Annotated in this window: 11 protein-coding genes; 8 read left to right on the forward strand and 3 right to left on the reverse strand. The window is 65.1% G+C overall.

The annotated features are described in order from the left end of the window. Positions 1-87: 87 nt before the first annotated feature. Positions 88-636, forward strand: a complete 549-nt coding sequence (gene ampD, locus DWG20_RS06615) for a 1,6-anhydro-N-acetylmuramyl-L-alanine amidase AmpD (RefSeq protein WP_115433064.1) — start codon at positions 88-90, stop codon at positions 634-636. 145 nt (positions 637-781) lie between these two features. Beyond that, positions 782-1,615, forward strand: coding sequence for a HAMP domain-containing protein (locus DWG20_RS06620; protein ID WP_115433065.1), 834 nt, complete (start codon positions 782-784; stop codon positions 1,613-1,615). Between the two features lie 67 nt (positions 1,616-1,682). Here the strand turns inward: DWG20_RS06620 and kup are convergent, their stop codons facing one another. Beyond that, positions 1,683-3,557: a low affinity potassium transporter Kup gene (gene kup, locus DWG20_RS06625; protein WP_115433066.1), complete on the reverse strand. Its 1,875-nt coding sequence runs from the start codon at positions 3,555-3,557 to the stop codon at positions 1,683-1,685. Between the two features lie 314 nt (positions 3,558-3,871). On the opposite strand from kup, the gene DWG20_RS06630 reads away from it, so the two are divergent. After that, complete coding sequence (locus DWG20_RS06630; RefSeq protein ID WP_115433067.1) at positions 3,872-5,581, forward strand: proline--tRNA ligase; 1,710 nt, start codon at positions 3,872-3,874, stop codon at positions 5,579-5,581. Beyond that, positions 5,581-6,213 carry a lytic transglycosylase domain-containing protein gene (locus DWG20_RS06635; RefSeq protein ID WP_115433068.1) on the forward strand — a complete coding sequence of 211 codons (633 nt, stop codon included), beginning with the start codon at positions 5,581-5,583 and terminating at the stop codon, positions 6,211-6,213. Before DWG20_RS06630 ends, DWG20_RS06635 begins: the two co-directional genes overlap by 1 nt. A 74-nt stretch (positions 6,214-6,287) precedes the next feature. Here the strand turns inward: DWG20_RS06635 and DWG20_RS06640 are convergent, their stop codons facing one another. After that, positions 6,288-6,848, reverse strand: coding sequence for a MarR family winged helix-turn-helix transcriptional regulator (locus tag DWG20_RS06640; protein ID WP_245944789.1), 561 nt, complete (start codon positions 6,846-6,848; stop codon positions 6,288-6,290). A gap of 396 nt (positions 6,849-7,244) precedes the next feature. Here DWG20_RS06640 and guaD point away from each other — a divergent pair, with 396 nt between their 5' ends. After that, on the forward strand, positions 7,245-8,558 hold the full coding sequence (gene guaD / locus DWG20_RS06645; RefSeq protein ID WP_115433070.1) for a guanine deaminase: 1,314 nt from the start codon (positions 7,245-7,247) through the stop codon (positions 8,556-8,558). 66 nt (positions 8,559-8,624) lie between these two features. Here the strand turns inward: guaD and DWG20_RS06650 are convergent, their stop codons facing one another. Further along, on the reverse strand, positions 8,625-9,140 hold the full coding sequence (locus DWG20_RS06650; protein WP_115433071.1) for an RDD family protein: 516 nt from the start codon (positions 9,138-9,140) through the stop codon (positions 8,625-8,627). A 282-nt stretch (positions 9,141-9,422) separates the two neighbouring features. Here DWG20_RS06650 and ilvB point away from each other — a divergent pair, with 282 nt between their 5' ends. The 3 genes from ilvB to ilvC are packed head-to-tail and all read left to right on the forward strand — an operon-like array spanning position 9,423 to position 12,749. Continuing rightward, the gene (ilvB, locus tag DWG20_RS06655) at positions 9,423-11,183 is read left to right on the forward strand and encodes a biosynthetic-type acetolactate synthase large subunit (protein WP_115434751.1); all 1,761 of its coding nucleotides are present in this window, start codon (positions 9,423-9,425) and stop codon (positions 11,181-11,183) included. A 12-nt stretch (positions 11,184-11,195) separates the two neighbouring features. Next, positions 11,196-11,687 (forward strand): acetolactate synthase small subunit, encoded by a 492-nt coding sequence (gene ilvN, locus DWG20_RS06660; protein ID WP_115433072.1) that lies wholly within the window; start codon positions 11,196-11,198, stop codon positions 11,685-11,687. A gap of 45 nt (positions 11,688-11,732) precedes the next feature. Next, on the forward strand, positions 11,733-12,749 hold the full coding sequence (ilvC, locus tag DWG20_RS06665; RefSeq protein WP_115433073.1) for a ketol-acid reductoisomerase: 1,017 nt from the start codon (positions 11,733-11,735) through the stop codon (positions 12,747-12,749). The last annotated feature ends 36 nt before the right edge of the window (positions 12,750-12,785 follow it).

Below are 12,785 nucleotides of genomic sequence, written 5' to 3' on the forward strand. Positions count from 1 at the left end.
CGCTGCGCCAAAGGTCGGCCGAGCCAACGCTTCCTGACGCGCGCGCGCTGCGTTACGCTGTCGGCTGTCCTTCGATCCTCCGCCCCCATGAGCCTGACCCTAGACGAATCCGGCTGGGTGCGCCCGGCGCGCCACGTGATCAGCCCCAACTGCGACGACTATCCGGGCGGTGAGCGGCCGAGCCTGCTCGTCGTGCACAACATCAGCCTGCCGCCGAGCGAGTACGGCGGGCCGGGCGTCGAAGCGCTGTTCACCAACGCGCTCGACGCAGGTGAGCACCCGTACTACGCCGGCATCGTGCAGCTCAGGGTGTCGGCGCACTTCTTTATTAGACGCGACGGGGAACTGGTGCAGTTCGTTCCGGCCACGCGCCGCGCGTGGCACGCCGGCGCGTCGAGCTTCTGCGGGCGAGAGCGCTGCAACGACTTCTCGCTCGGCGTAGAGATGGAAGGTTCGGACTTCGAGCCGTTCGCCGACGCGCAATACGCCACGTTGGCCGAGCTGGCCGTCCTGCTCAAGCGCGAGCTGCCGCTGACCGCGATCACCGGCCATTCCGACATCGCGCCCGGCCGCAAGACCGACCCCGGCCCCTTCTTCGACTGGGAGCGCATCCGGCCGCTGTTCGAGTCCGCCTGACGTTGGGCGCGTCCCGCTGCCGCCGGGCAGCAGTCGCAGGCGTCGTGTTCTGATGGAAAAAAGAATAAATGGTAGGAAAAAGTCACGTTTTTGTCATATGTCGCGACTAAGCTCGAACGCTTCGTGATTCGCCCTTTTTCCCGCCATGACCCTCGTCAAACGCCTGCGGCTGACCGCCGCGCTCACCCTCGCGTGCCTGATCGTCGTGTTCGGCCTGACCGGCTGGCAGTTGTCGGCGCTCGCCGATCGTTTTTCGCAGTACCGCGAGCGCCAGCACTTCAGCGCCGACCTGTTGGCGCTGAAGGCCGGCGCCTTGTCGCTGTCGCGCGCCGACCCGCTGCTGTTCGAGACGCGCAGCAAGCTCGACCGGGTCAACGCCGACGTCGAGACGCTGAACCTGCGCGTGCTCGCCGCGCTGCAGTCGGAGGAGCGCGCGGCGTTCGAGGGGGCGGTGGTCAAGAACTGGGCCGGCTACCGCCAGCAGCTCGAGAGCGCGATCCAGATCGCCGAGACCGCGCCGCAGGACGCGCTGATCATCCCCGAGCGGGCGTATCAGCGTTACCTCGCGCCGTTGACCGACCATCTCGACAAGCGCCTGGTCGAGGAGCGGCGGCTGCTTGCGGCCGAGGAGGGCGCGATGCGCACCATGCTCGGCCGGCTGGCGGCCATGGTGCTCGGCCCGCTGGCGCTGGCGAGCGGCCTGGTGCTCGCGCTGCAGTGGCAGCTCGGCCAACGTCTGCGTCGCCAGATCGGCGCGATGCAGGCCGCCACCGAGCGGCTGGCGCGCGGCGACCTGACGGCACGCCTGCCCGACGACGGCGGCGACGAACTGGCCGACACCGCGCGGCTGCTCAACGACTTCCTCGACATCCTGGTCGACAAGCTGCGTTCGCTGCGGCGCAGCAGCGGCGAGTCGACCACCGGCCTTCGTCCTCCGGCCGCGCCGGCGACGGCGAGCCGCGAGGCCGAGACGGCGTAAGCTTGGCCGGTTCGCTCAACAAAAAGACCGCCCTGAGGCGGTCTTTGTCGTCGGGGTGGCCGGCGCGCTAAAGCTCGATCTGCGCGCCCAGTTCGACCACGCGGTTGGTCGGGATCTGGAAGAAGTCGGTCGCCCTGAGCGCGATCTTGCTCATCCACACGAACAGCTTCTCGCGCCAGCGCGCCATGCCTGGGCGTTCGGTAGAGATCAGCGTCTCGCGCGACAGGAAGAACGACGTTTCCATCAGCTCGAACACGAGCCCCTGAAGGGCGCAGTCGGTGATCACGTCGTGCACGTCGGGCGTTTCCTTGTAGCCGTAATACGCCTCGACGCGCCAGAACGACTCGGACATCCGCGTCACCTTCACGCGTTCTTCCTCGGGCACGTAGGGGTCGTCGACGGTGTGCATCGTCATCAGCACCACGCGCTCGTGCAGCACGCGGTTGTGCTTGAGGTTGTGCAGCAGCGCGTGCGGCAGGCCCTTGGCCGTGCTGGTCAGGAACACCGCGGTACCCTCGACCCGCGTCGGCGGGTAGGCTTCCAGCCCCTCGACGAAACTGTCGAGCGGGATCGCCTGCTCGGTGAGGCGCTCGAGCAACAGCTCGCGGCCGCGACGCCAGGTGGACATCACGACGAACAGCAGCACGCCGATCACCAGCGGCAGCCAGCCACCGTGGAACAGCTTGAGCGCGTTGGCGGCGAAGAACGGCAGGTCGATGATGAGGAAGGCCGCCAGCACCGGTAGCACGAACATCGCCGGCCAGCGCCAGTTGCGCAGCGCCACCATCGCCGTCAGCAGCGAGGTGATCACCATGGTGCCGGTGACCGCGATGCCGTAGGCGCCGGCAAGCGCGCTCGAACTCTGGAAGCCGGCGACAACGACGATCACGGCGACCAAGAGCGTCCAGTTGATCAGCGGGATGTAGATCTGGCCGATCTCCATGTCGGACGTATGGAGGATGCTCATGCGCGGCAAGAGGCCGAGCTGCACCGCCTGGCGGGTCAGCGAGAACACGCCCGAGATCACCGCCTGCGACGCGATCACCGTCGACAGCGTCGCGAGCGCCACCAGCGGCAGCAGCGCCCAGTCGGGCGCCAGCATGAAGAAGGGGTTGCTGACCGCCGCCGGGTTTGCCAGCAGCAGCGCGCCCTGGCCGAAGTAGTTAAGCGCGAGCGCCGGCAGCACGTAGAAGAACCAGGCGAGCCGGATCGGACGCCGGCCGAAGTGGCCCATGTCGGCGTACAGCGCCTCGGCGCCGGTGATCGCCAGCACCACCGAGCCGAGCGCGAGGAAGCCGAGTCCGGCGTGCTCCGCGATGAAGCGCATGCCCCAGTAGGGGTTGAGCGCGTACAGCACTTGCGGATTCTGGATAATGCCGTGCACGCCGAGCACCGCGAGCGCCGCGAACCAGACCATCATCACCGGGCCGAACAGGCGGCCGACGCGCGCGGTGCCGTGGTGCTGGATCAGGAACAGGGCGGTGAGCACGACGATCGCCGCCGGCAGCACGTAGGGCTTGAACGCGGGCGTCATCACCACGAGCCCCTCGACCGCCGACAGCACCGAGATCGCCGGCGTGATCACCACCTCTCCGTAGAAGAAGCCGCCGCCCAACAGGCCGAGCAGCATCAGCGGCAAGGCGACGCGCGGCGGGACGTGGCGACGCGCCAGCGCCATCAGCGTCAGGATGCCGCCTTCACCCTTGTTGTCGGCGCGCAGCACGAAGACGAGGTATTTGACCGACACCACCAGGATCAGCGCCCACAGCACCAGCGACAGGATGCCGAGCACGTTGTCGTGCGTCGGGGCGATGCCGAGATGGGGGCCGAAACATTCCTTCAGGGTGTACAGCGGGCTGGTGCCGATGTCGCCGTACACCACGCCGAGCGCGGCGAGGGTCAGGCCGGCCATCGCCTTCTTGTTCTGCGCTTGAGATTCCATTCGTTCTTTTCCGTTATGGCCGCATGTTGCGTTGCGCAATGGGCGTTGAGGCAGCGCGAAGCTTACTCCTGCGTCTGGCCCGGGCCAAGCCCCGCCCGGACGTACGGGGAAAAGACGGTGCAAAAGCCACAGATGCGCAGCGCTTCATGCTACGCCGGTGGCATGAAGACGGGAAGAATGGCGTCGATTTCGGGTTGGCCGAGCCCCTTGCCGCGGCTCCCGAGCCGTCGGCGGCCGGGCGCCGTTTCCGCGATGCCCTCTTGCGGCTACAATCAGGCCATTTGCCCGACATTCAGATCGTAAGGACTCCCGCCATGCGCGCATCGCAGTTTTTCATCTCCACCCTGAAAGAAGCGCCTTCCGAGGCCGAGTTGCCCAGCCACAAGCTGATGCTGCGCGCCGGCCTGATCCGTCGGCTCTCGTCCGGCCTCTACTCGTGGATGCCGATGGGGCTGAGGGTGCTCAAGAAGGTGGAGAACATCGTGCGCGAGGAAATGAACCGCGCAGGCTCGGTCGAACTCTTGATGCCGGCGGTGCAGCCGGCCGAGCTGTGGCAGGAGTCGGGCCGCTGGGACTTCTACGGCAAGGAACTGCTGCGCCTGAAGGACCGCCACGAGCGCGACTTCTGCGTCGGTCCGACGCACGAAGAAGTGATCACCGACATCGCGCGCAAAGAGGTCAAGAGCTACAAGCAGCTGCCGCTGAACTTCTACCAGATCCAGACCAAGTTCCGCGACGAGGTGCGCCCGCGCTTCGGCGTGATGCGTTCGCGCGAATTCATCATGAAGGACGCGTACTCGTTCCACGCCGACTTCGACAGCCTGAAACAGACCTACCAGGACATGTACGACGCCTACTGCCGCGTGTTCGGGCGCTTGGGGCTGAAATTCCGCCCGGTCGCCGCCGACACCGGCTCGATCGGCGGCACCGGCTCGCACGAGTTCCAGGTGCTGGCCGACTCGGGCGAAGACGTGATCGCCTACTGCCCGACGTCGCCCTACGCGGCCAACATCGAGCTCGCCGAAGCGCTGGCTCCTTCCGAGCCGCGTCCGGCCCCCTCGGCCAAGCTCGAGAAGGTCCTCACCCCGAAGACCAAGACCATCGCCCAGCTGGTCGATTTCCTGAAGGTCGATATCAAGGCGACGGTGAAGGCGATCGTCGTCGAGGGCGACGACGGCGCGCCGGTACTGATGCTGCTGCGCGGCGACCACGAGCTGAACGAAGTCAAAGCGGAGAAGGTCGCTGGCATCAAGACGCCGCTGACCTTCGCCAGCCCCGACGCGATCCGTACCGCGTTCGGCGCGAACCCGGGCTCGCTCGGCCCGGTCGGCTTCCCGGGCCGCGTCGTCGCCGACCGCACCGTTGCCGCGATGGCCGACTTCGTGATCGGCGCCAACGAGGACGACTACCACTACATCGGCGCCAACTTCGGCCGCGACTGTTCGGAGCCCGAGGTCGCCGACCTCCGCAACGTGGTGCCGGGCGACGCCAGCCCGGACGGGCAGGGCGTGCTCGAACTGTGCCGCGGCATCGAGGTCGGCCACGTGTTCCAGCTCCGGACCAAGTACTCCGAGGCGATGGGCGCGACCTATCTGGACCGCGACGGCAAGCACCAGGTGATGGAGATGGGCTGCTACGGCATCGGCGTGAGCCGCATCGTCGCCGCCGCGATCGAGCAGAACTTCGACGAGCGCGGGATCATCTTCAGCGACACGATGGCGCCGTTCACCGTCGGCATCGTGCCGATGGGCTACTACCGCTCGGACGCGGTGAAGGCCGCCGCCGACGCGCTGTACCAGGAGCTGAAGGCCAAGGGGGTCGACGTGCTGCTCGACGACCGCGAAGAGCGCCCGGGCGTGCTCTTGGCCGACTCCGAGCTGATCGGCATCCCGCATCGCGTCGTGATCGGCGACCGCGGCCTGAAGGAAGGCAAGGTCGAGTACCAACATCGCACCGACGCCGAAGCGACCCCCGTCGCCGCCGCCGAAGTGCTGGCGCACGTGCTGGCCAAGCTGGGCCAGTGATGAGGGTGCTGCAGCGTGGAGTCGTCGCGCTGACGCTCGCCCTCGCGTGCGCCGCGCCGGCCTTCGCCGGCGCGCAGCGCGAGGAGGCGCTGTCGGCCAACGTCGCGTCGGCGATGTCGCGCTCGATCGCCGACGTCAACGCGCCGCGGCTGGTGTTCGACGACGCGCGTGAGGGCCAGGCATGGTTGGCCGAGATGTCGCGCCGGCTCGAGAAGCGCATTCCAGACGCGTGGTTCCGCGAGCGCCTGCTGACCGCGATCCACTACGAGGCGACGCGCGCCGGGCTCGACCCGCAATTGGTGCTCGGCCTGATCCAGGTCGAGTCGGGCTTCAAGAAGTACGCGATCAGCCCGGTCGGCGCGCGCGGGCTGATGCAGGTGATGCCGTTCTGGGTGAGGAGCATAGGCACGCCGCAGCAGAACCTGTTCGACCTGACGACCAACCTGCGCTACGGCTGCACCATCCTGCGCCACTATCTGAACATCGAACGCGGCAACCTGTACCGAGCGCTCGGCCGCTACAACGGCAGCCTCGGCCAACCGCAGTATCCGAACCTGGTGTTCGGCGCGATGCGCGCGCACTGGCAGTGGACGCCGCCGGCGCGCGTGCAGAACGCGTCGCTCAAGCCCTGAGTTTTTGAGTCGGTACAAACGCAAAACGGCCGGGATATCCCGGCCGTTTTTGCTTTACTGTCAGAAGAGGGGGCTCACTCTTCGTCGTGGCTGTCGTGCGCCAAGAGCAGCTTCTTCAGCAGCGCGGCCATCTGGTGGCGCTCGTCGGCGTCAAGCGGCGACAGCATCTCGGCCTCGGCGGCCAGGTGGTACTCGGCCGCCTCGTCGACGATGGCGAGGCCCTTCTTGGTCAGCGTCACCAGCACGCCGCGGCGGTCGCTCGGGTCCGGCAGGCGCGCGATCAGGCCGTTGGTCTCGAGGCGGTTCAGCCGGTTGGTCAGCCCGCCCGAAGAGATCAGCACCATGCCCTGCAGCTGGTGCGGCGGCAGCTGGTACGGTTTGCCGGCGCGGCGCAGCGCGGCGAGCACGTCGAATTCGCCGACGTTCAGCTCGTAGCGGGCGAGGTCGGCCAGCACGCGGCGGGTGATGAAGTACTCCATGCGCACGATGCGGCCGATGACTTCGGTGGTCGACGCGTCGAGTTCGGGGCGTTCGGCCTGCCACAAGGCGACGATGCGGTCGATCTGGTCCTTCTGATCGGAAGCGGAGGTGTCGGAGCCGACAAGGTTGGCCGAGGTCGGGGTGGAAAGGGTCACAGGCGTATCCATTTTCAGAGTTTGCTTCACGAGTTCCACGAAGTCCTAGAGCCTTGTCATGGAGCACGGCGAGCGGCTCCGCAGCTGGCGTGTCGCCGGCGTAGCGGGCGCGGTTCGCGGACGGGTTCATCACGGGCTCTAACAGCATTCGCTGTCGTTCTTGTTGTTTCGGGGATAAAAAGCTTGATCAACAGATTCTTTATCGTAAGAATTTTGATATAAAGCTAGTTATCGGCCCGGCAGTTCCCATTATGCACCGGAGCGGCGTCTTAGCCGTCATGGGAATTGCCCTAGGTCCGCGCGCCGGCGCGGATTTTTTCCGCCAACCGGCGACAAGACCGGGTTGGGCCGACGGCGGAATACGACACCGGAAACCGCATATCAGGAGAAATCGAGATGCTTACTGCCATTCGCGGCGCGATGCTCACCTTCAAGGACGATCCGTTCGAGAAGGCCATGAAGGACTGTATGGTGCACGAGTCGGACGCCATCATCCTCATCGAAGACGGCAAGATCAAAGACGTCGGCCCGGCCGCCGACATGCTGAAAAAAGTGCCGGCCGGCGTGGAAATCACCAGCTACAAGGACAGCGTGATCGTCCCGGGCTTCATCGACACCCACGTCCACTACCCGCAGACGCAGATGATCGGCGCCTACGGCGAGCAACTGCTCGACTGGCTGAACAACTACACCTTCGTCGCCGAACAGCAGTTCGCAAACAAGGACCACGCCGACGAGGTCGCCGAAGTCTTCCTCGGCGAATGCCTGAAGAACGGCGTGACCAGCGCCACCGTCTACTGCACGGTGTTCCCGCAATCGGTAGACGCTTTCTTCGAAGCGGCCGAGAAGCGCAATATGCGCGTGCAGGCCGGCAAGATCACCATGGACCGCTTCGCGCCCGAGGCGCTGCTCGATACGCCGCAGCGCGCCTACGACGAGTCGGCCGCGCTCGCGAAGAAATGGCACGGCCGCGGCCGCGCCGAATACGTGATCACGCCGCGCTTCGCGCCGACCTCGACGCCGGAACAGCTCGAGATGGTCGGCCAGCTCGCACGCGACTTCCCGACCGCGCTGATCCAGTCGCACGTATCGGAGAACGTCAGCGAAGTCGAATGGGTGAAGTCGCTGTTCCCGGATTGCGGCAGCTACACCGGCGTGTACGACAAGTACGGCCTGATGCGCGAACGCGCGATCTACGGCCACGGCATCCACCTGACCGAAGAAGAACTCGAGATCTTCCACGCGACCGGCGCCGCCGTCGCGCATTGCCCGACGTCGAACTTCTTCCTCGGTTCCGGCGCGTTCAACGTGAAGAAGGCCAAGGAAAGCCGCCGTCCGATCAAGGTCGGCCTCGCGACCGACCTCGGCGCCGGCACCAGCTTCTCGATGCTACAGACGCTGAACGAGGCGTACAAGGCCGCCCAGCTGAACGGCAATGCGCTGTCGGCAGGCCACGCCTACTACCTCGCTTCGCGCGGTTCGGCGCAGGCGATCGGCCTGGAAGACAAGATCGGCTCCATCGCTCCGGGCTTTGAAGCGGACTTGGCGGTGATCGACCTCTACTCGACGCCGATCATCTCCTACCGCATGAAGTACGCGAAGGACTTCGCCGAGGCGCTGTTCATCCAGATGACGCTCGGCGACGACCGCGCGATCTCGGCGACCTACGTCGCCGGCAAGAAGGTGTACGACCGCGACGCGGCCCGATAGCCACCTTGTCAGCAAGAAGGCCACCCCAGGGTGGCCTTTTTTTTGTCGCCGCGGCCTATTCGGGACTCAAGACTTGGCCTTTTTCGGCACTTCCACCAGCCGCGTGCCGGCCAGCCGGTCGTGCAGGAACAGCTTTTCCGGGTCCAGCCACGCCGACAGCAAGGGCAGCAGCCACCAGACGAGCGCGAGTGCCACGTGTTGCAGCACGCTGCCGCCGCTCCTGGCGAGGCCGAGGTAGGACAGCGCCGGCAGGCCGACATAGAGGCCGAGCGCGAACACGTAACGGCGGAAAGCGCCGCGCCACGACAGCGTCAAGCCGGCACGGTCGACCAGGCGGATGCGCCACGTCTTCATCGCCACCGTCTGCCCGCCCCTGACCCAGCACCAGCCGAAATAGGCGAACAGCACGGCGGCGAAATACAGCTGCGACAGCAGGGTGGCAAAAAGCGACGGGCCGAGCCAGTTGAGGAGCGGGGTGATCAGCGCCGAGGCGACCAGGAGCAGCGCGCCCACGAGCAGCAGCTCGTAGAGGAGGCAGGCGAGCCGGCGCGCGAGGCCGGCGCCGGGAAGCGGGTTTTTCATGGCGGAAACATCGGCAAAATAAACGCGATTGTATCGCGCGCCGCCGCGGCTGCCTCGCTGTGCCGGCGGCGGGGCTCGGGCGGAAGTCGGAAATGCTATCGGAATTAAATGGAAAAAGTCGCAGCAGAAGACGAAAAAACAGCGCGGGGGCCGCGCAAAATGACAAGGGTTTGCCCCGCTTTCTATGCCTTTTGCGTTTGCACAAAAAGGCTTGACCGGCCTTTCGAAGATACGCTAATTTCAACCATTAAAACCTAACAAACATGAAATCAAGAGGCAATGATGCAGATATCGGGCGCGGAGATCGTCATCCGCAGCCTGCAGGAGGAAGGCGTTGAATTCGTCTTCGGCTATCCTGGCGGCGCGGTTCTCGAAATTTATGATGCTATCTTTAAACAGAGCGCATTCAAACACGTGCTGGTACGCCACGAGCAGGCCGCGGTCCACGCCGCCGATGCTTACTCGCGTTCCAGCGACAAAGTCGGCGTCGCGCTGGTAACGTCGGGTCCTGGCGCGACCAACGCCATCACCGGCATCGCCACCGCCTACCTCGACTCGATCCCGATGGTCATCATCACCGGTCAGGTGCCGACCGCGGCGATCGGTCTGGACGCATTCCAGGAAGTCGATACCGTCGGTATTTCCCGTCCCTGCGTGAAGCACAACTTCCTCGTCAAGGACATCAGCGAACTCGCCTCGACCATCAAGAAGGCGTTTTATGTCGCCAAGACCGGCCGACCCGGCCCGGTGCTGGTCGACGTCCCGAAAGACGTGCAACAGGCGCTGTCCGAGTTCCACTACCCCGACAGCGTCAGCATCCGCTCCTACGTGCCGGTGACCCGCGGCCACCCGGGGCAGATCAAGAAAGCGGTCAACCTGCTGCTGGAAGCCAAGCGCCCGTACGTCTACGTCGGCGGCGGCGCGGTGCTCGGCAACGCGTCCGAAGAAGTGCGCGAACTGGTTCGTTCGCTCGGCCTGCCCTGTACCAACACGCTGATGGGCCTGGGCGCCTACCCGGGCGACGACCGCCAGTGCCTCGGCATGCTCGGCATGCACGGCACCTACGAAGCCAATATGGCGATGCAGAACTGCGACGTGCTGATCGCGATCGGCGCGCGTTTCGACGATCGCGTGATCAGCGTGCCGGCCAAGTTCACCGCCGTGCCGAAGAAGATCGTCCACATCGACGTCGACCCGTCGTCGATCGCCAAGCGCGTGAAGGTCGACGTGCCGATCGTCGGCGACGTCAAGCAGGTGCTGCGCGAGATGCTCGACCAGCTCAAGCAGGCGACGCAGACCATCGACGCCGGCGCGCTGGCGTCGTGGTGGAAGCAGATCGAGGAATGGCGCGCGCCGAACTCGCTGAAGTACGCGTTCTCGGACGAGCTGATCAAGCCGCAGTACGTCGTCGAGACGCTGTACGAAGTGACCGGCGGCAAGGCCATCGTCACCTCCGACGTCGGCCAGCACCAGATGTGGGCGGCGCAGTATTACAAGTTCGCCGAGCCCAAGCAGTGGCTGAACTCGGGCGGCCTCGGCACCATGGGTGTCGGCCTCCCGTATGCGATGGGCGCTCAGCTGGCGAACCCGGGTGCGCAGGTCGCGTGCATCACCGGCGAAGCGTCGATCCAGATGAACATCCAGGAATTGTCGACCTGCCGCCAGTACCACATCCCGGTGAAGATCGTGAACCTGAACAACCGCTACCTCGGCATGGTGAGGCAGTGGCAGGAGATCTTCTACGGCAACCGCTACTCCGAGTCGTACATGGACGCGCTGCCCGACTTCGTGAAGTTGGCCGAGGCCTACGGCCACGTCGGCTTCAAGGTCGAAAAGCCGTCCGACGTCGAAGGCGTGCTGCGCGAGGCGTTCAGCCCGCGGCTCAAAGAGCGCCTGGTGTTCCTCGATTTCCTGACCGACCAGTCGGAAAACGTCTACCCGATGATTGGCAATGGCAAGGGCCTGGACGAAATGGACCTGCCGCCGCATATGCGCGAAGCGCAAGCGACCGAATCCGATCGCGACTACGGCAACCTGAGCTGATCGAGGACACCCATGCGACACATTCTTTCCATTCTCCTGGAAAACGAAGCGGGCGCCTTGTCCCGCGTGGTGGGCCTGTTTGCGGCTCGCGGTTACAATATCGATTCGCTGACGGTGTCGACGACCGAAGACCCGACGCTGTCGCGTATGACCATCGTCACCCACGGTTCGGACGACGTGATCGAGCAGATCACCAAGCAGCTGAACAAGCTGATCGAGGTGGTCAAGGTGATCGACCTCAACGAGTCCGAGCACATTGAACGCGAGCTGATGCTGATCAAGGTGCGCGCCACCGGCAAGGACCGCGAAGAGATGAAGCGGATGGCGGACATCTTCCGCGGCCGCATCATCGACGTGACCGAGAAGACCTACACCATCGAGCTGACCGGCACCAGCGACAAGCTCAACGCCTTTATCGAGGCCGTCGACCGTACAGTGATCCTGGAAACGGTCCGTACTGGCGCTTCCGGCATCGGCCGTGGCGAACGTATTCTGAAAATCTGATCGAACGGGGCGGCCCCCGCTGCCCCGAGCAAAAGGAATTGCAAAATGAAAGTGTTTTACGATAAAGACGCCGACCTCTCCATCATCAAGGGCAAGAAGGTCGCCATCGTCGGTTACGGCTCGCAAGGCCACGCCCACGCGCAAAACCTGAAAGAATCGGGCGTGAACGTCGTCGTCGGCCTGCGCCGTGACGGCGCTTCGTGGAAAAAGGCCGAAGCGGCCGGCCACGAAGTGAAGGAGGTCGCCGAAGCGGTGAAAGCCGCCGACGTGGTGATGATCCTGCTGCCGGACGAATCGCAGCCGGACGTGTACGGCCGCGACATCGAGCCGAACCTGAAGCAAGGCGCCGTGCTGGCGTTCGCCCACGGCTTCAACGTCCACTACAACCAGATCGTGCCGCGCGCCGACCTTGACGTGATCATGGTCGCGCCGAAAGGCCCGGGCCACACCGTGCGTTCCGAGTACCTGAAGGGCGGCGGCGTGCCGACCCTGATCGCCGTCTACCAGGACAAGTCGGGCCTCGCGCGCGACATCGCCCTGTCCTACGCGGCTGCCAACGGCGGCACCAAGGGCGGCGTGATCGAGACCAACTTCCGCGAAGAAACCGAGACCGACCTGTTCGGCGAACAGGCCGTGCTGTGCGGCGGCGCGGTCGAGCTGGTGAAGGCCGGCTTTGAAGTGCTGACCGAAGCTGGCTACGCGCCGGAAATGGCCTACTTCGAGTGCCTGCACGAACTGAAGCTGATCGTCGACCTGATGTACGAAGGCGGCATCGCCAACATGAACTACTCGATCTCGAACAACGCCGAGTACGGCGAGTACGTGACCGGCCCGGAAGTGGTGACCGCCGCGACCAAGGAAGCGATGAAAAAAGCGCTGTACCGCATCCAGTCGGGCGAGTACGCGAAGATGTTCATCCTCGAAGGCAAGACCAACTACCCGAGCATGACCGCGCGTCGTCGCCTGAACGCCGATCACCCGATCGAGAAGGTCGGCGCCCAGCTGCGCGGCATGATGCCGTGGATCGCCAAGAACAAGCTGGTCGACCAGTCCAAGAACTAAGCCCGCGCCGCGGGAATGCAAAAAGCCGGGAGATTC

The sequence above is a fragment of the Crenobacter cavernae genome (assembly GCF_003355495.1).
Taxonomy (GTDB): domain Bacteria; phylum Pseudomonadota; class Gammaproteobacteria; order Burkholderiales; family Chromobacteriaceae; genus Crenobacter; species Crenobacter cavernae.

What these genes read in the sequence shown, in the direction of transcription:
- DWG20_RS06620 (WP_115433065.1), top strand. Translation starts at nt 782, where the DNA reads ATGACCCTCGTCAAACGCCTGCGGCTGACCGCCGCGCTCACCCTCGCG.
- guaD (WP_115433070.1), top strand. Translation starts at nt 7,245, where the DNA reads ATGCTTACTGCCATTCGCGGCGCGATGCTCACCTTCAAGGACGATCCG.
- DWG20_RS06635 (WP_115433068.1), top strand. Translation starts at nt 5,581, where the DNA reads ATGAGGGTGCTGCAGCGTGGAGTCGTCGCGCTGACGCTCGCCCTCGCG.
- ilvN (WP_115433072.1), top strand. Translation starts at nt 11,196, where the DNA reads ATGCGACACATTCTTTCCATTCTCCTGGAAAACGAAGCGGGCGCCTTG.
- kup (WP_115433066.1), bottom strand. Translation starts at nt 3,557, where the DNA reads ATGGAATCTCAAGCGCAGAACAAGAAGGCGATGGCCGGCCTGACCCTC.
- ilvB (WP_115434751.1), top strand. Translation starts at nt 9,423, where the DNA reads ATGCAGATATCGGGCGCGGAGATCGTCATCCGCAGCCTGCAGGAGGAA.
- ilvC (WP_115433073.1), top strand. Translation starts at nt 11,733, where the DNA reads ATGAAAGTGTTTTACGATAAAGACGCCGACCTCTCCATCATCAAGGGC.
- DWG20_RS06650 (WP_115433071.1), bottom strand. Translation starts at nt 9,140, where the DNA reads ATGAAAAACCCGCTTCCCGGCGCCGGCCTCGCGCGCCGGCTCGCCTGC.
- ampD (WP_115433064.1), top strand. Translation starts at nt 88, where the DNA reads ATGAGCCTGACCCTAGACGAATCCGGCTGGGTGCGCCCGGCGCGCCAC.
- DWG20_RS06630 (WP_115433067.1), top strand. Translation starts at nt 3,872, where the DNA reads ATGCGCGCATCGCAGTTTTTCATCTCCACCCTGAAAGAAGCGCCTTCC.